The organism is Sphingobacterium spiritivorum (assembly GCF_016724845.1).
GTDB classification, from domain to species: Bacteria; Bacteroidota; Bacteroidia; order Sphingobacteriales; family Sphingobacteriaceae; genus Sphingobacterium; species Sphingobacterium spiritivorum_A.
Genome location: NZ_CP068082.1, coordinates 77,330 through 93,993, shown reverse-complemented (window position 1 = coordinate 93,993; position 16,664 = coordinate 77,330). Strand labels below are relative to the sequence as shown.

The window sequence follows — 16,664 nt, the reverse complement described above, 5'->3', positions numbered from 1 at the left end:
GGAAGTTTTGGCAGGATACTTACTTTGTGCCGGAATTACGAAAATTTCCCGGGGTCATACCTGTCCATTTTTTGAAGAACTTGGAAAAATTAGAAGGATCGTATGTAAGTCTCATCGCTATATGTGCGACCGGAAGGCTCGTCTCCGTTAATAATGCTTTTGCTTTTTCGATGATCTTTTCATCATAGAAATGGCAGGGATGATTTCCTTTTTCCTTCTGAATTGTATCTGTGAGGTGCGTATGTGATACTGCCAGTGCGCTTGCGATCTGATTGAGTTCCATGAATTCGTCAGTACGTCCGTTTACGACATCATCTACATGATGATCTAAAAAATCAAAGTATTTTGAAGTTATCTCTACGCTTCTCTTTTCCTGACTATTTTTGATCTTACTCATATACAAGTATACTAATAATGAGGAGAAATAATAATATAGTTATTCTATCAATCCTTATTGTATAATTCAGATCAGTACTATATTTTTGTGGGCGGATAGGGGAAAGTATTTCAATTAATTGGAATTTATAGAAATATAGATCAGTCTGGTTTACTTATATAAGTTTACCGGGAATAATACCTCTATTTACCAGTACCGTACCGAACATACCATATTTTAACTACTATTGCTAACAATAAAATGCTACTAAAAAACCTCAGGGACCTCAGCATAAAAAGATTGATGGAAAGGAGAAATCTTATTAAGGGAATTCTTATCAGTGCTGTAATCGTATGGTTTTTTATAATAGGGATGGCATTTTACGTCTACATTAATATTTCTTCCCTTAAGTTATTTATTCCTGCTGTTGTATTACCTGTAACATTTATACCAATGATTAACGCATTGAAAGTGTTGAATGCCGAGATTAAAACCAGATCAATCAAGTAGAATTATAAACCAAATGACAGAAAAAAATTGCCTGAATTGCCACGACGAGATAACCGGAAATTATTGTAAGACCTGTGGGCAGAAAAGCAGTACGCACCGGTATTCTCTTAAACATTTTTTTGAACATGACCTGGTTCATGGTGTATGGCACGTAGACAAGGGGATTTTGTTTACCATTAAGGAATTATTTACCCGTCCGGGGCACAGTATAAGAGAATATATATTAGGTAAGCGGGTGGGTTATTTTAATTTTGTGACTCTTATACTGATCATCATAGCGATGTCGGGCATCATCGGACATTATTCAGATATCAAATTGAGTGATCTGATGCCTGAGCAGAGCCGCGAGGCAATGGGGCCCATTGAAAAGATTTTATCCAAATATCCTAAGCTGGTTCCGCTAATCACGATCCCATTATATTCTTTATTTAGCTTTTTATGGTTTCGTAAAGCTAAATTCAATTATTCCGAGCATTTGGTGTTGAATTCATATAAGTCTGCAGCCGAGTTAGTTATTGGTTTGCTGTTTACAACCCTTACCGTTTTCTATACCGACAAAACAGTCCTGTTCTTTTTGTATTATACCGTTATCAGTATATCCATGTTGATTTATTCCGTGTGGATATATTATCAATTCTTTTCAGAATCAGGGTATTCCAGGAGAGGACGAATTATAAGAAGTATAATGATTCCGGTGTCATATATATTCCTTTCTATGGTATTTGGTATAATATGGGGAATAGCCAGCAGGTTCAAATAGAAGCTATTCAGGATTAAAACTTATTTTAGCCGATTTTTTTGATATTGTAAACCGGATCAGGCCATGAACTAAATAAGAGAAGGTGACCAAAAGGTCACCTTCTCTTATTTAATTTTTCTTTAAAAATTCCTGAACAAATACATCATCATTCAAATGCGGATACTCTATATATATCCTGTCAATTTCTTCTTTTTGTCCGGGGGACAGTTTTTCATTTGGATTGAGACACCATATACCTTTCATCAGGCCTTGTCGTCTCAATACTTCATGAATGCCGGGGATACATCCATGAAAGTGGTGTGCAGGGTCAAAAAATGCAGCATTAGCATCCGTTACTTCTATGTTTCGGGATAGCAGATCGTCTGCTTTCTCATTGGTTTTGTGTTTACGGTATTCCTTTATTTTTTGCATCAGGTCTACAGCCTTCTGCGTCCATACAGCCCAGTGTCCGAGCAGACCGCCTTTAAAGTTTATTTCTACAGATTCCCCATTTACCGGAAACCGGTAAGTAGATAGCAGATCGGCAATAATATTGTCGTCGTTGCCGGTATACATTGCGATGTCATTTCTTCGGGATGAATTGGCCAGTGCCCGCATTACATCTAAAGTCTGATAGCGGTTGAATGAAGCACATTTAATGGCTTCTACATTGTCAATCTCTACGAATGCCTGCCAGAATGCATAGGAAAATATTCTTCCGCCTACGGATGGCTGGAGATAAAATCCGAATACAGGCATGATCTCAGCGACTTTGCGTACCCGTTCCAGAATCTGTTCTTCCGTCCAGTCCTGCAATCCGCCCATACTCAGTAGTCCGATGTCATAGTTGTATCGTACGGCAGTTTCTGCTTCCCGTACGGCTTGTTCTGTAGGTCCGCAGATACCGGCTACTTTAATAAAGGGACGGTCTAAGTTTGCTTTCTGCACTTCTTCCGCGGCCCACTGAAGTACGGTTTCGAAGAGATTTATCTTCGGATCGCGGATTTCAAACTGAGTCGAATGTACAGCTACTGCGATACCTCCGGCACCACTTGCCATATAGTATCTGGATAACAGACGCTGACCTTCTTCATCGATACTGCGATCCTCATGCAGAGCCAGCGGATGAGCCGGAATGACAGTGCCTTCGTGTAAAAGCTGTTTTAAAATGGGATCTAATTTTTTCATTAGAATTTTCCTCCTCTCTCCTGAAAATGGGTATCCTTATTGAAGAGCTCGCCTCCTTCTGTAAGCCATCTGGCTGTGATATCGATTGCTTCGCGGATAGTAACTCTCGGATAACCAAACAGACGATGACACTCGGAAGCATTATTGAGCAGAGCTGTACCGGCTGGTTCGTGTTCAAAATGTACTGTCTTACCAAATATAGCTGCAAATCGCTCCGCAACCCAACGTGTGGACAGTGTTTCCGGGCCGGTTACATTGAGCATTTTTGCCGGAGCCTCGCAATGCAGTAAGGATCTCAAGGCGATCTCGTTAGCATCTCCCTGCCAGATTACGTTTACATTTTCTGTCCGCAGATCAATAGGTCTGTCCTGAAGTACTGCTTTGGCAATCTCTACCAGTACACCGTAGCGAAAGTCTACCGCATAGTTGAGTCTGTAGATCAATACATCTGTCTGATTTTTTTTTGAGAAATACTGAAAAATCCGTTCCCGGCCCAGACAGGATTGCGCATATTCTCCGATAGGTTCCGGCGATGATTCTTCCGATACGCCTCCGGATGTGACAGGGACAAAGGGAAGTACATTTCCGGAAGAAAAGGCGACAATTTTAGAGCTCCTGAAATGCTGTGCTACCATACCCGGCAGATAGGTATTCATCGCCCATGTAAAATCTTCGTTTCCTGTTGTGCCGAATTTGTGTCCGGCAAGGTAAATAATATTAGGTACCTGTGGGAGTTGCTGTAACTCCTCCTGATTGAGCAGGTCACAGGATATCGTTTCGATACCATAAGCCTCTAATTCTGATTTGACCTTGTTATCCGAGAATCTGGAAACCCCGATCACTCTTTTTGATAATCCGGCTTCCCGAATGGCACGCACGGCAAGTCTGCCCATGCTTGGTCCCATTTTGCCTCCTATGCCGAGGAGCATAATATCACCTTCTATACGTTTGATATCTGCAATAAGTGCGGCAGAAGGAGCCAGGATCTCTTCTTCTAATTGTACTAAGTCTCTGTTCATATGCTTTATTTTATTAAAGTGATCAGGTTACTTACAGCCAGACCTATGATCAGGATCAGGCCCAAAGCACCCCATATTTTGGTTGATGTTGAGTTGACGCGTTCCTTCATGAGCGTTTTATCATTTCCTATCAGATATAAAGTGAAACCGATAAACGGAACGAGTAAGGTGGTAATACTCTGCGCAAAGACAATGAGCTCCAGAGGAAGCTTGCCAAATGCCAGAGCGATTATAGATCCGAAAATCATAACAATGGAGATAAATAATTTCACCATTTTATTGTTCAGATTGTTGCCGTATCCGAAAGTATCGCCTAACAGAGAACCCCCCAGCACGGCATTCCCGATCAGGGATGAAAAGGAAGCTCCGAACAGGCCTATATAGAAAAGCTGTGAAGCATAGTCTCCGAATAAGGGTTCCAGAGCTTTCCCCATTTCTGTAGCTGAGTTAACTTTGATTCCTTGCGGATGCAGAATATTAGCCGCACATACCAGTACGCCTGTACTCATAATACCGAGAATAATAATTCCGACCCGGCTTCCCAACATTTCCGTCCCGTTTTGCTGATTGGAAGCACCCATTTTTTTACGTTCCTGTACCAAATAGGATTGGTAAAAAGCTCCTACAAGTGAAAAACAGGACGCTATAAATGCAATAATGAGTACCATCGAGCCATCCGGTATACCTGGGATAATCCCTTTGCTCATGTCAATCAGGTTAGGCTGTACCAGTATGGCAGTGGTAAGAAATGAAAACAGCATGATAATAATCAATACCAACATGAGCTTTTCCAACACTTTATAAAAAGATCGAAAGAATAATAACAGTATCCCGAGAACATTGAATACCACTATCCAGATCTTCGGATTGGACCCTGTAGCTTCACCTACTGATATCGCTACTCCGGTAGAATTGCCTGATTGAAAAGATATAGCGACCAGGAATATTCCCAGGCCTATGAATATAGCTACAGGCTTCCCGAATTTGTTTTTTATCAGGGTAAGCAGAGAGTCACTATGCTGTGCACCTATCCTTGCAGCCATTGTGGTGAATACCATCATAAAGAAAATGGCGAGAATAATGACCCATAGCAGGTCGTAGCCATAGTCGGCCCCCATTTTGGAAGTAATGGTCATTTTACTGGGGCCAAATACCAGGGCTGCGGTAATAATACCGGGACCGAGTACAGAAAGCAAGTTTATTTTAGCTTTAGGAGTGTTTGTAGGTTGTGTTGACATTATCGGTTAGATTTTACTTGGGTAGCAGAGATGGCACTTGCCTGGTTGTTAAAATTGCTGCGGATATAAGTTGCAATCGATGCAATCTCCTCATCCCTGAGAAATGAGAAGGCAGGCATTGCGCCTTCATATTGTACTTTGCCTGTCTTCTGGTTCGTCAATCCTTTTAACAGGATATGGATCAGGGGTTCAGGAGCTCCGTTGACAAGGGCCGATTGTTTCAGAGGAGGGAAGGAGGACGGTACTCCGCTGCCGTCATCCTTGTGGCAGGAAGCACAATAGGCTTTATACAACTCCTGACCACTTTTGGTCGTCTGGGCAACAGGCTTTGTCGGTTTGATCGTTTTTTCGGGACGAACATCCGTTTTACTTAATTTATAGATCACATCATCGGCAGGTTTCGGAAATCCTTTTTGCGGATTCCAGTCCCTGTTGCTGCTGCAAAAGTATATATCACCATCCGGCAGCACCAGTACCGACCTTAGTCTGCCCAGCTTATCTGAAAACAATATATCTTCATCTACAATCCGGCTGCCGTCATCCGAGAGCTTCAGGATACGTAACGATTGACTTTTTAAGGTTGTTAACAGTAATGCATTTTTCCATTCCGGGATCGCATCGTTACCATAGTAAGCCAGCCCTGCCGGAGCGATGACCGGTGTCCATGAACGGATAGGCTCCGTACGCGGAGATTTTGTAGCAATAGCTTTTTCCGTTTCCGTATCGTGCATACCTTCTATTTGTGGCCAGCCATAGTTATGCAGTGGTCGTATGAGGTTTATTTCATCTTCAATGGCATCTCCGTGTTCTGATGTATAGATATTTCCGGTGGGAGACTGTGTCAGTCCCTGCATATTTCTGAATCCCCATGCATACACATAGCTGCCCGGGATCGGATTGTTTTTCGGGATAGACCCGTCCGGATTGAGTCGCAGGATTTTACCGTTGAGAGAGGTGCTGTCTTGTGCATACGTATCGCTGGCTGCATCACCGGTAGCCCAGATTATTTTCTGATCATGCGTAACAATTATGCGGGAGCCATTATGTCCAGTATTTCCGGGGATTTTGAGCAGTGTCTTTGGATTACTTAATTTGCTCGTGGTACTGTAATCATAGCGCACCAGATTTGAAAAGATGCTGTCGTTGGATTTGGACGTGTAAGAAAGATACAGATAAGAAGGTGATCCTTTTTCCTGAAATAAAGCCATACCCAGTAATCCCAGTGTACGTTGATGATATACTTCCGGGATAGTAATCAGGTTTTCAACTTTTGATGTTTTAAGATCCAGTTTTTTGATTTCTCCGGCTATTTCCGAAAATATAATCGCATGAGCTGCCTGATCATATTGTAAATCCCAGGGAACATCCAGGCTGTCTGCTTCCGGTGTCAGGGACAGTACTGTCTGCTGCAATTGCACAAATTCAGCATTTTCAGGTAGTTTTTTAGGTCCACAGGATGCCATAAACACAATAACAGCAAGTATAATAAAGGTGTTAAATCTAAGCATGTGTCAAATTTCAGGTTTACAGGCATCTATCTTCAGGTAAAAGATAAAGCCTCAATTGTTGAGTCAAATGTAAATATTAATCTGAGAAAATCAAATAATATTGTATACAATTTTAAACTTTATTTGTTTACAATGTTAAATGTAATGTTACAATTGCTTTAGTGGGTCAAAACAAAAATGTGCGATTTGATTTCTTCCTGCAGATAGGCTCCGGGTTTGATTATTCCGGAATGAAAAAAATGCATAAATAATTTTTGTTGTTTACAAATTATTGATATAATTGTATACATTATTGTTGTAATAATGTTTATGAAAGGATAGACATATATCCTAAATTATGGAGAACCGATAGTATTTAACAGTACTTTTTTATCTCATATCATTCCTTACTGTCTGTTTAACTCCGGTTACAAGATAAGGACATGATCATTTAAGAGAAAAAGTAAAAACGTTACCTGAAAATGGATAAACCGAGAATTACCTATGGAAAGGAGGCCTATGATCACTAGATAATTACCTTATTGTCAAGATAAAATGATCAGCTTTTATCAGTCTGGATGACGGGTCCAGTAAATTTTCAAAATGTTTACAATTATAAACCATGATAAATAATGAAAACAAACATTAACCGGAACAGGCTTTTTGGTAAAACAAAAAACCATCTTTTTATCATTCCAGTTATTCAACTTCTGGCACTCAGCCCTTCTATTACTTTTGCTACGGGGACACATCCTGTTAAAGATCCGCATGCTAGAGGTATGACCGGTCGTATACAGGTGTATGCTACTTCTTTTCAACAGACGACAGTCAAAGGGAGGGTAGTAGATGGCAATGGAAACGGACTGGGGAGTGTAGAAGTAAGAAATCTGACCAGTAATGTAGTTGCACTGACACAGGCAGATGGTAGTTTCAACATCGTTGCAGCACCATCTGACAAGTTACAGTTCAGACTTATCGGTTTTCTGTCACAAGTAAAGGACGCCAAAGATGCGGCATCCGTGACACTGCAGACTTCACTGGAAGAACTTGATGAAGTTGTCGTTGTCGGATACGGAACACAGAAGAAAGTCAACCTGACCGGTTCTGTGGCTTCGGTGAAGATCGATGAAGCCGTAACCAGCAGATCGATGTCTAATGTTTCTTCTGCTTTACAAGGACTACTTCCCGGATTGGCCGTAAGCCAAAACTCAGGAATGGCAGGGAATAATGCCGCAGATCTGATGATTCGCGGGTTGGGAACAGTCAATAATGCCGGACCATTGATCGTCGTAGACGGAATGCCGGATGTCAGTCTCAACCGGATTAATATCAATGACGTGGAAAGTGTATCCGTATTGAAAGATGCTGCTTCAGCCTCTGTGTATGGTTCCCGGGCAGCAAACGGGGTTATTCTGATTACAACAAAGACCGGAAATCGAAATGCTAAACCTAAAATAAGCGCTTCAGGAAGCTGGACCCTGGTGAAACCAACACAGAGTTTTGAGTTTTTGAGTAATTACGCAAAGGCATTGACAGCCACGCAGCGTGCGCAGGCTGCCACGACTTTGCCGGGCAACTTTCAGTTCAAAAACGGAACTATAGATCAATGGCTTGCATTGAGTATGATCGATCCTAAGCGCTATCCGAATACCGACTGGTGGGATGTGATCCTTCGCGACGGAAAATCCAATACCTATAATGTATCAGTAAACGGCGGAGGTGAAAATTCAAACTACTATGTCTCTTTCGGGGCTCTTGATGAAAAAGGTATTCAGATCGAGAATGATTTCAAACGCTATAACGCCGCATTCAACTTTGATCTGAAAGTGACCAATACTATTAATACCGGTGTTAAATTTTCAGGTAACTGGTCCAAATATCATTACAACTACGAAGAGGGGATGACCGCAAATAGTCCGAATGGTCTGGATATCTTTACCGCACCTGCCGGTATTCTTCCTTTTGATCCTGTGACCGGCTATTATGGCGGTGCTATGGCCTACAATGAAAGTTCCCAGTCTACCAATCCTTATGCGGATTATCTGGTTCGCAACAGGAATACCATGAATCAGAAAGAAGCTTATCTGAATGGATACCTGGACTGGAAACCTTTTCAGGGATTTACGGCCCATGTAGATTATTCTTTAAAATATAACAACAGATTTGACTGGCGTGCGGATCTGCCTACACGGGCATATAATTTTCAGTTAGACGACTGGGGACCACGAATCTATGTGGGAAATAATGAACCTATTTATAATGTAGACAGAGAAGGTTATAAAACCCAATTAACAGGAAGATTAAACTATGAGCGCAAATTCGGTGATCATGATCTTTCTATTATGGGGGCTTACAGTGAGGAATTCTGGAGTGACCGCTATCTCTCTGCCAGCAGAGGGGATCGTCTGAATCCGCTGTTGCATGAAATTGATGGCGCATTGAATAATGTGCAGACTACAGGAGGTTCTTCTGACAATGAAGGTCTGCGCTCCTATATAGGTCGTATAGGCTATATTGCCTTCAACAAATATCTGTTGGAAACTAATTTCCGTGTAGACGGATCCTCTAAATTCCTCAAAGGAGATCAGTATGGATTTTTCCCTTCCGCATCTGCAGGATGGCGTTTTACGGAAGAAAGTTTCTTCTCGGATCTGAAATCTAAAATTGCGCTGAGCACAGGTAAGCTACGTGCTTCGTATGGTGCATTGGGTAACAACAGTGGTGTGGGCAGATATGAACAACAGGAATTGCTGACAGCAAGTAATTATATTTCTGGTGGAGTGCCTGTTATCGGTCTTACGAATAAGAAATTTATCAACTATAACCTGACCTGGGAACGTACAAACGTGTTGAATCTGGGGATGGACCTTGTTTTCTTCAACAACAGACTATCCTGGGAAGTAGATTACTACGATCGTCTGACTAAAGGAATGAACCGCCCTTCGGATGTTTCTATCCACCTGAGTGGTGCATACATCGCTCCGAGAAGAAATATAGGAGATATGCGCAACAGGGGTGTAGAATCCAATCTGACATGGACAGATCGTAAGCAAGACTTCCAGTACATGGTCAATTTTAATTTTTCTAAAAACTCAAACCGCCTGCTTTCCTGGAATGAACAATTGCCTAAAGGCTCTACTTTCCTGGATATGCCTTATAATTTTGTTTATGCCTTTGAGTCTCTGGGTATTGCGCAGACCTGGGAAGATGTCTATAAAGCTGCTCCTCAGGGTGCTTCTCCGGGAGATGTGCTGATCAAAGATGTAAACGGAGATGGTAAGATCGATATCAATGACCGTGTAGCTTACCCTAAATCGCAATTAGGAAGACCAAGTACCAACTATGCGTTGAGAGGAAGTGCAAGCTGGAAAGGATTTGATTTTGCATTCCTGCTTCAGGGAGCGACCGGACGTAAAGAGTTTTGGATGAACAGAATTAATAGTCCGTTTATCGGTACCACTAATCAGGCTATCACCGAGGATCAGTGGAACAATACCTGGAACCTGGATAACAGAGATGCTGACTATCCGAGATTGTTGCCCAGCACATTGGGTTCTACAAGTACCAGCAATTACCTGAGTACGCATTGGTTACAGGATCTGTCTTATCTGCGTGTCAAGAATATACAGCTGGGGTATACCTTTAGTAACGGGATAGTAAAGCGTCTGGGAGTCAATAAACTAAGAGTATACGGATCCGCTGATAATCTGGCTGTAATTACGAGTTTCAAAGGATTGGATCCGGAGAAAAGTTCGTATGCAAACGATGCATATCCCATTACCAAAACTTTTGTATTAGGACTGAATGTGGAACTATAAGAGATTTATAAGGATGAGAACGAAATTAAATATAACAGTTGTTTTTAGTGTTATAATAGCAACTCTGACAGGCTTGTCATCATGCCGCAAGGATCTGCTGAATCAGGTGCCTACAACAGCGCCCAGCACACAGACATTTTGGGCAAGTGAAGATGATGCATTGAGTGCCCTCATGGGGAATTACGCTGTTTTTCGCCCCTGCTTTGACCGGGATTATCATTTTGACGGACATGGCGATTTTCTGAAGGTGTGGAATGTAGGAGCTGCACCGATTACAATGATGGTGAATAGCCCCAGCAACTATGGCGGTGGTGCTTCAGCATTATACCGTGCATTATATGGTTCGATTACACATTCAAATTATGTGATCGAGAATATCAATAAGCTTATGCTGCCGAATGCAAAAACGGAGACTTCGCTTAAAAATCTGGAAGCAATAGCCGGAGAAGCGAAACTGTTACGAGGTATCGCTTATTTCAGATTGATTTCACTTTGGGGAGATGTGCCTTATTTTTCACATATTCTGCGTGATCCTATAGAAGCGGATACGGTGTCACGGATGCCTATCGCACGGATCAAAGATTCCATTATGGCTGATTTTACTTATGCATATGATAAACTGCCGGTGAAGGGTGCAACATTAGGTCGTGCCGCCAAACCTGCTGCATTAGCTTTCCGTGGTAAACTGCAGTTATTCTGGGGATCCTGGAATAAAAATGGCTGGCCGGAACTGGAGCGTTTTACGCCATCTGCAGCTGTAGCTCAGGAGGCATACCGCGGTGCTGCAGAGGATTTTAAAAAGGTTATCAACGACTATGGATTACGGTTGTTCCGGAATGGAGAACCGGGTGAATGGGGAGAAATGGGTAAAGCTGATGTACTGCCAAACTATTACTACATGTTTATCCCGTCTACAGGAAACCCGAATACCGACGGAGAGATGATTATGGTACTGACACACGGCGGAAACGGTACAGGTCAGAGTGAAGAGTATATGCGTGTATGGACCGGTGTGTCTGTAGGTTTGTCTCAGAATCAGGTGGTAGCCCGTTATGAGATCGCTAATCGCTACCAGTCGACCATTACTGGAGATTTTCTTCCTCCAATGATACAGGTAGCACCAACTGTAGCAGGTGCGCGTACGATGCCTAATTCAGCCATTAATCCGGAATCTTACCGTAACCGGGATTATCGTATGAAAGCGACTTTGCTTTGGGATTATGAGAAGATCATGGGTATGGGTACTACTGAACTGACAGGCTATGTTCCTTTTATTTACAAGACCTGGGGTGCAGCAGTTACTATTGATGGTGTACGCTATACTTCCTTCAATGATAACGGTACCAACCTGTCCGGAATAGAGACACGTAAGTTTGTGCGTAATTATGGCGGTCAAAACAGAAGCTCAGGAGACTACAACTGGCCGATGATGCGTCTGGCGGACGTATTTTTGATGTATGCAGAGGCTACAAATGAGGTGGGTGGTCCGCAGGCTGATGCAATAGACCTTGTTAACAGAGTGCGTCGTCGCGGTAATCTGCCGGCTTTGTCCGGTACAAAAACCAGTTCTAAGCAAGCATTCTTTGATGCAATAGAGCAGGAGCGTATTGTGGAGTTGTTTGGTGAAGGTCAGCGGGCATTCGATCTGAGACGATGGAGAACCATAGAGAAAGTCTTCGGAGCAGCATATGGCAATGGAAAATGGTTTCAAGATACCTATGGCAACAATTGGGAGCGCTTTTTCTTTAATGAGCCGGAGCTGACCTACCAACGGTGTTATATTTACCAGATCCCGGAGACCGAACGTGACCGCAACAGCCGTCTGACGCAGAATATTCCCTGGAGATAATTATATATTAATCGATATCAATATGAAATCATCAGGATGTTTCAAAAGAAAGATCTGATAGTTTCATCCACATTAAAAAATAAATTATAGACAGATGAAAAATATTATAAAAGGCCTTTTATTGACATTGTGCATCTCGATGGCAGGCTGTCAAAAAGACTATCCTATGGATGGTGACGGGTTGCTGATCACGAATCGGGCAGAATGTTACGTCAGCAATTTTGAATTGCTGGGTGCTGATTTTCAAACTGTACGTACCAAAGCTGCAGTTATCGATACCGTAGCGCAGACCATAAAAGTAGAAGTGATGTTCGGTACCGATCTCCGCAACCTTTATCCGCAGTTTAGCTTAGTGGCAGATGCCTTATTAGATCCTAAAATCGTCGGTAAAGAGGATTTTTCTAACCTGAGCACTCCACGCAAATGGACAGTGGTATCAGGCAATCGTAAGGTGAGAAAAGAATATACCGTTACACTGACTGTTAAACAGTAAAAAACTGATAAAGATGAAGAAATTAATAAGTTATATCGGAATCGTTAGCATGCTTACGCTGTTTGTAACGGCATGTAAAGAAAATTCCTATCAGATTCCTGAAGCGGAATCCGGATTGCATAACGATGTGATCAAACGATCCATGGGGCCTAATGTTGTCGGTACAAATATTGAATTCGCCTATGCGATGGCATTATTGCCCACAGAAGGTAAGATCGTCTCGGCTACAGTGGAAGCTTCCATTGCCGGAGCCAGCGGTACATATCTGGACAATAAGTCATATTACACGAATAATTCGGGAGTAGATGTAGGTGTGCAGATCGGAGATCCTTCTGTCACAAGCAGTACGACCACTACAGTCAATTTTTCAAGAGATACAAGTGCTGCTACCTTACGGTACTATTATAAAATACCGGAAGAAGCCCGCGGAAAGACTGTTTCCTTTAAGTTTTCAGCAAAAGCAAGCAACGGACAGACGGTGACCTATAATCTAGGTCCGTATGATATCCGTAAAATGGATATGAAACTTGATCTCGTTGCTAAGGATGCACAGGCCTGCTATATCTCTATTGCAGACATGGCAGTATATGATGCTGCATATGCGGCTCAGAATCCTGATAAAATCGATTTGGTATACCTGTATCGTGTTATTCCGAATATAGATTTTAAGCATGCTGTGGTAGCTCCGTCAGCTAATGCTATCTATTTACCGGGAGTAACGCTGCCTGCAGCAGTCAAAAATAACACAAAGCTGATCAAAGCATGGACAGTACGTGATCAGCAGCTGGCGCGTCTGCAGTACGGTGTATTCGTGGATGATCTGGATCTGATACAGAAAGACTTTGCGGATGCCCCTGATTTCGCTGTCAATGTGCGTAATGAAGGCGGACTGTGGGTGGAGACAGCGGATAAGAAGTATAGAGCATATGTGTATATCAATAGTTCAACTGATGCAACAAAAGAATTGAAAATCAGTATGAAAAGATTAGCGATGAACTAATTTCAGTATAATTGTTTTAGATTGTGTATTCCGGATTTCCTTTCCGCAGAAAGGAAGTCCGGTTTATTAATTTGTTTCAACAAGTAGAATATGTACAGCCAAAGATTCTTAAAGAATAAATATTGCCGTATCCTCTTTATAATGACATTATTCATGGTGATAGCGGTGTCTGTTATATCCGTACATGCACAGACATCTCCTTTGTCCGTATACGAAAAAGTATACCATGCTTCTGATGTCGGAATCAATGCGCATACCGTGACAAAATCCAAAGGAAATAAGTCGTCAGAAGGTTATATAGTGTTAAAGAATAACATTAGTAATAAATTGCAAAAAATTGATTATAAATATGATATAATTTTTAAAGTAGATGTTCCGGCTGATGGTAAGTATACCTTCGAAACTGTAGTTGAGCCAGTGGATCCGGAGGCTTTGAAAAGAGAGGATAAGACGGGGCGCATGACTCAGAATGTCAAACTGCAGATCGATGAAGAGCGGCCTACAAGCCGTATCCTGTTTGATGCACACATGGGAGGACGGCAGGTGCTCGGCAAGTTTCAACTGAAAAAGGGGCAACATCAGATAAAGATGTGGTTGCCCGGAAATGTCAGGTTTCAAACGATTAAAATCCGGAGTTTTGGAGCTCCTCAGGTGCCGCAGGAGGCCCTTCATTATAAGCCAGCTATTGTACCTCCCAAAAGCAGACCACGTATATGGGTGAATGAAGAAAGTCTGGTGACGGTCAAAAACAGATTGAGCAGCGAAGAGAACAGACCAGAATGGGAGAAAGTAAAATCGGCAGCTACTGCCGCATTTACTTTCAATATCAATCCGGCAGAGGAACAGTTTTATAATGAAGCGCTGGAAAAAAATATAGAGATAAAAGCTTTTTATTATCTGATGTCAGGAGACAAATCGGTTGGAAAAGAGGCTGTGCGTCTGGTTTCAGATTACCTGTCTGTTCTGGAATTCGGAAATATTACCTACGGGGATATTACCCGTGAGATCGGACGTGCGATCTACACATCAGCAGTCGTGTACGACTGGTGCTATGATCTGATGACAGCGGAACAGCGCGCGCATATCCGTCGGCATATGTACCGGCTGGCGGATGATATGGAAATCGGCTGGCCTCCGTTCTATGGTCAGGAAAGCATTATCAACGGGCATGGCAATGAAGCACAGATATGCAGAGACCTGTTAGCTATGAGTATAGCGGTGTATGATGAAGATCCGTTGCCTTATCAATACGTGTCGTATACCGTATTAGAACAATTGGTTCCTATGCGTAAATTTGAATATCAGTCTCCGCGGCACAATCAGGGGATAGATTACGGTGGCTATCGTTTTGGTTGGGAAATGCATGCTGTTTGGTTCTATTACAGGATGACAGGTCAGGAAGTTTTTGATGAAAATATTAAAAACATGCCTTACTACTGGCTTTATATGCGTACGCCGGATGGTAAAATGTTACGGGACGGCGATATGTTCAATGTCAAGTATGCTTCCAGTACTAACTTTTACTGGAAAAATCCCCAGACCATGTTGCTTTGCTATGCATATTCGCACAATCCTCTGATCAAAGCCGAATTCTACAAACAAGGTGCATTGCCGGATAATCCGGTTTTGTTTCTGCTGTTAAACGATCCGTTGCTTAAGCCGGACTACAATCTGAATCAATTGCCTAGAACAAAAGATTTTGGCCCGGTATTGGGAGCTATGGTTGCGCGTACAGGATGGAATATGGATCGCAGCAGTAGTGATGTGGTCGCTGAAATAAAAGGCGGAGGTTATCATTTCGGAAATCATCAGCATGCAGATGCCGGAGCATTGCAGATCTACTATCACGGGATACAGGTGGGTGATCTCGGGTTGTATCTGTCTTATGGATCGCCATATGATTTCAATTTTAACAAACGTTCAGTGTCTCACAGTATGATGCTTGCAGTAGATCCTCAGGAGAAATTATTGTTCAGAACAAGGACTAATGACGGGGGTACACGTTTCAGTCAGCGTTTTCCGAGAACGGCGACAGAGGCAAAGACCGATCCCTGGTACAATGTTGGTTTCGTACGCTCTTCTGCTGTAGCTGCCGACTCCATGTCGCCGGATTTTAGTTATTACAATATAGATCTGACAGCCGCATATACGTCTAAAATGAGTAGCTATACACGCGGTTTTCTGTTTCTCGATCTGAACCGTAAAGATGTGCCTGCAGCCGTTATTCTGACGGATGACATGAAAGTAAATGATCCGGCCTTTAAGAAATACTGGCAGATCAATACACTGAATGCACCAAAAGAAGAGCAGGGACAGCTGGTATTACATAGTGAACTGGAAGGAAAGACCGGGAAAACCTATGTCAATATGTTGTTGCCTAAGCCTGAGCAAAGAGCAGTCACTGTTTTGAGTGGAGAAAAAGCTAATCAGGTCTTTGGAGATGATTATGAAGTCAAGTCAAACTGGCCGGAGGCACGTGCGCATCGTATCATGGTTACGCCTCAACAGGAAAATCCAGAAGATCGTTTTCTGACTGTTTTTCAGATGGTGGAAGGGCAATCCGTTCCGTTGCCTGTTCAATACGAAGAGAAAGCAGGTTATTATGTGATCCGGTTGGATGATCGTATTGTATGCATCAGTAAAGGCGGACAACTGATCAGTGAGCCGATTGAATTAACAGTTCCGGCAGATAAAAAATACAAAATTATTCTGGCAGGCCTGAAAGAAGGATTCTGGACTATTCAATCCGGACAACAGATTTCAGATAAAAATATTCCGGTTGATCCGGGTAAGAATGTTATCCGTTATGAATCTCAGGGAACTGTATTGCGGTTTGCTCCCGGAAGAAAATATGGAGCGGATGAAGCAGGGTTGAATAATAATTAATTTATTGTTTGTGCTGTCATTGATTTTTTTAGTAAGTTACAGGAATGCATTTTATTATTGC

General features: G+C 42.3%; 11 protein-coding genes. 6 read left to right on the top strand and 5 right to left on the bottom strand.

The genetic code is table 11. The features are described from left to right. Nucleotides 1-19 precede the first annotated feature (19 nt). Nucleotides 20-397, bottom strand: a complete 378-nt coding sequence (locus I6J03_RS00445; protein WP_003007188.1) for a helix-turn-helix domain-containing protein — start codon at nt 395-397, stop codon at nt 20-22. Between the two features lie 502 nt (nt 398-899). Between I6J03_RS00445 and I6J03_RS00440 the strand changes: the two genes are divergently transcribed. Next, nucleotides 900-1,646, top strand: coding sequence for a DUF3667 domain-containing protein (locus I6J03_RS00440; protein ID WP_039989944.1), 747 nt, complete (start codon nt 900-902; stop codon nt 1,644-1,646). Nucleotides 1,647-1,754: 108 nt separating this feature from the next. On the opposite strand, the gene I6J03_RS00435 is transcribed toward I6J03_RS00440, so the two are convergent. Genes I6J03_RS00435 through I6J03_RS00420 form a run of 4 tightly spaced genes read right to left on the bottom strand, consistent with a single transcriptional unit; the run spans nt 1,755 to nt 6,578 of the window. Then, the gene (locus I6J03_RS00435; protein WP_003007181.1) at nt 1,755-2,813 is read right to left on the bottom strand and encodes a dihydrodipicolinate synthase family protein; all 1,059 of its coding nucleotides are present in this window, start codon (nt 2,811-2,813) and stop codon (nt 1,755-1,757) included. Continuing rightward, nucleotides 2,813-3,832 carry an NAD-dependent epimerase/dehydratase family protein gene (locus tag I6J03_RS00430; protein ID WP_003007179.1) on the bottom strand — a complete coding sequence of 340 codons (1,020 nt, stop codon included), beginning with the start codon at nt 3,830-3,832 and terminating at the stop codon, nt 2,813-2,815. Before I6J03_RS00430 ends, I6J03_RS00435 begins: the two co-directional genes overlap by 1 nt. Nucleotides 3,833-3,837: 5 nt before the next feature. Then, on the bottom strand, nt 3,838-5,070 hold the full coding sequence (locus tag I6J03_RS00425; RefSeq protein WP_201694063.1) for an Nramp family divalent metal transporter: 1,233 nt from the start codon (nt 5,068-5,070) through the stop codon (nt 3,838-3,840). Next, nucleotides 5,070-6,578, bottom strand: a complete 1,509-nt coding sequence (locus I6J03_RS00420) for a PQQ-dependent sugar dehydrogenase (RefSeq protein ID WP_201694055.1) — start codon at nt 6,576-6,578, stop codon at nt 5,070-5,072. The genes I6J03_RS00425 and I6J03_RS00420 overlap by 1 nt, the downstream gene beginning before the upstream one ends. 611 nt (nt 6,579-7,189) lie before the next feature. Between I6J03_RS00420 and I6J03_RS00415 the strand changes: the two genes are divergently transcribed. The 5 genes from I6J03_RS00415 to I6J03_RS00395 all read left to right on the top strand — a co-directional run bounded on the left by I6J03_RS00415 (nt 7,190) and on the right by I6J03_RS00395 (nt 16,603). Beyond that, complete coding sequence (locus I6J03_RS00415; RefSeq protein ID WP_003007162.1) at nt 7,190-10,375, top strand: SusC/RagA family TonB-linked outer membrane protein; 3,186 nt, start codon at nt 7,190-7,192, stop codon at nt 10,373-10,375. Nucleotides 10,376-10,388: 13 nt separating this feature from the next. Continuing rightward, complete coding sequence (locus tag I6J03_RS00410; RefSeq protein ID WP_232279709.1) at nt 10,389-12,224, top strand: RagB/SusD family nutrient uptake outer membrane protein; 1,836 nt, start codon at nt 10,389-10,391, stop codon at nt 12,222-12,224. A gap of 94 nt (nt 12,225-12,318) precedes the next feature. Then, entirely contained in the window at nt 12,319-12,717 is a 399-nt protein-coding gene (locus I6J03_RS00405) for a hypothetical protein (protein WP_003007157.1), read from the top strand. A 13-nt stretch (nt 12,718-12,730) separates the two neighbouring features. Next, nucleotides 12,731-13,717: a DUF4466 family protein gene (locus I6J03_RS00400; RefSeq protein ID WP_003007155.1), complete on the top strand. Its 987-nt coding sequence runs from the start codon at nt 12,731-12,733 to the stop codon at nt 13,715-13,717. 141 nt (nt 13,718-13,858) lie between these two features. Continuing rightward, nucleotides 13,859-16,603 carry a hypothetical protein gene (locus tag I6J03_RS00395; protein WP_003007153.1) on the top strand — a complete coding sequence of 915 codons (2,745 nt, stop codon included), beginning with the start codon at nt 13,859-13,861 and terminating at the stop codon, nt 16,601-16,603. The last annotated feature ends 61 nt before the right edge of the window (nt 16,604-16,664 follow it).

Bases quoted from the DNA above. Each gene is read 5' to 3' on its own strand.
- I6J03_RS00445 (WP_003007188.1), bottom strand. From the start codon at position 397: ATGAGTAAGATCAAAAATAGTCAGGAAAAGAGAAGCGTAGAGATAACT.
- I6J03_RS00440 (WP_039989944.1), top strand. From the start codon at position 900: ATGACAGAAAAAAATTGCCTGAATTGCCACGACGAGATAACCGGAAAT.
- I6J03_RS00435 (WP_003007181.1), bottom strand. From the start codon at position 2,813: ATGAAAAAATTAGATCCCATTTTAAAACAGCTTTTACACGAAGGCACT.
- I6J03_RS00430 (WP_003007179.1), bottom strand. From the start codon at position 3,832: ATGAACAGAGACTTAGTACAATTAGAAGAAGAGATCCTGGCTCCTTCT.
- I6J03_RS00425 (WP_201694063.1), bottom strand. From the start codon at position 5,070: ATGTCAACACAACCTACAAACACTCCTAAAGCTAAAATAAACTTGCTT.
- I6J03_RS00420 (WP_201694055.1), bottom strand. From the start codon at position 6,578: ATGCTTAGATTTAACACCTTTATTATACTTGCTGTTATTGTGTTTATG.
- I6J03_RS00415 (WP_003007162.1), top strand. From the start codon at position 7,190: ATGAAAACAAACATTAACCGGAACAGGCTTTTTGGTAAAACAAAAAAC.
- I6J03_RS00410 (WP_232279709.1), top strand. From the start codon at position 10,389: ATGAGAACGAAATTAAATATAACAGTTGTTTTTAGTGTTATAATAGCA.
- I6J03_RS00405 (WP_003007157.1), top strand. From the start codon at position 12,319: ATGAAAAATATTATAAAAGGCCTTTTATTGACATTGTGCATCTCGATG.
- I6J03_RS00400 (WP_003007155.1), top strand. From the start codon at position 12,731: ATGAAGAAATTAATAAGTTATATCGGAATCGTTAGCATGCTTACGCTG.
- I6J03_RS00395 (WP_003007153.1), top strand. From the start codon at position 13,859: ATGACATTATTCATGGTGATAGCGGTGTCTGTTATATCCGTACATGCA.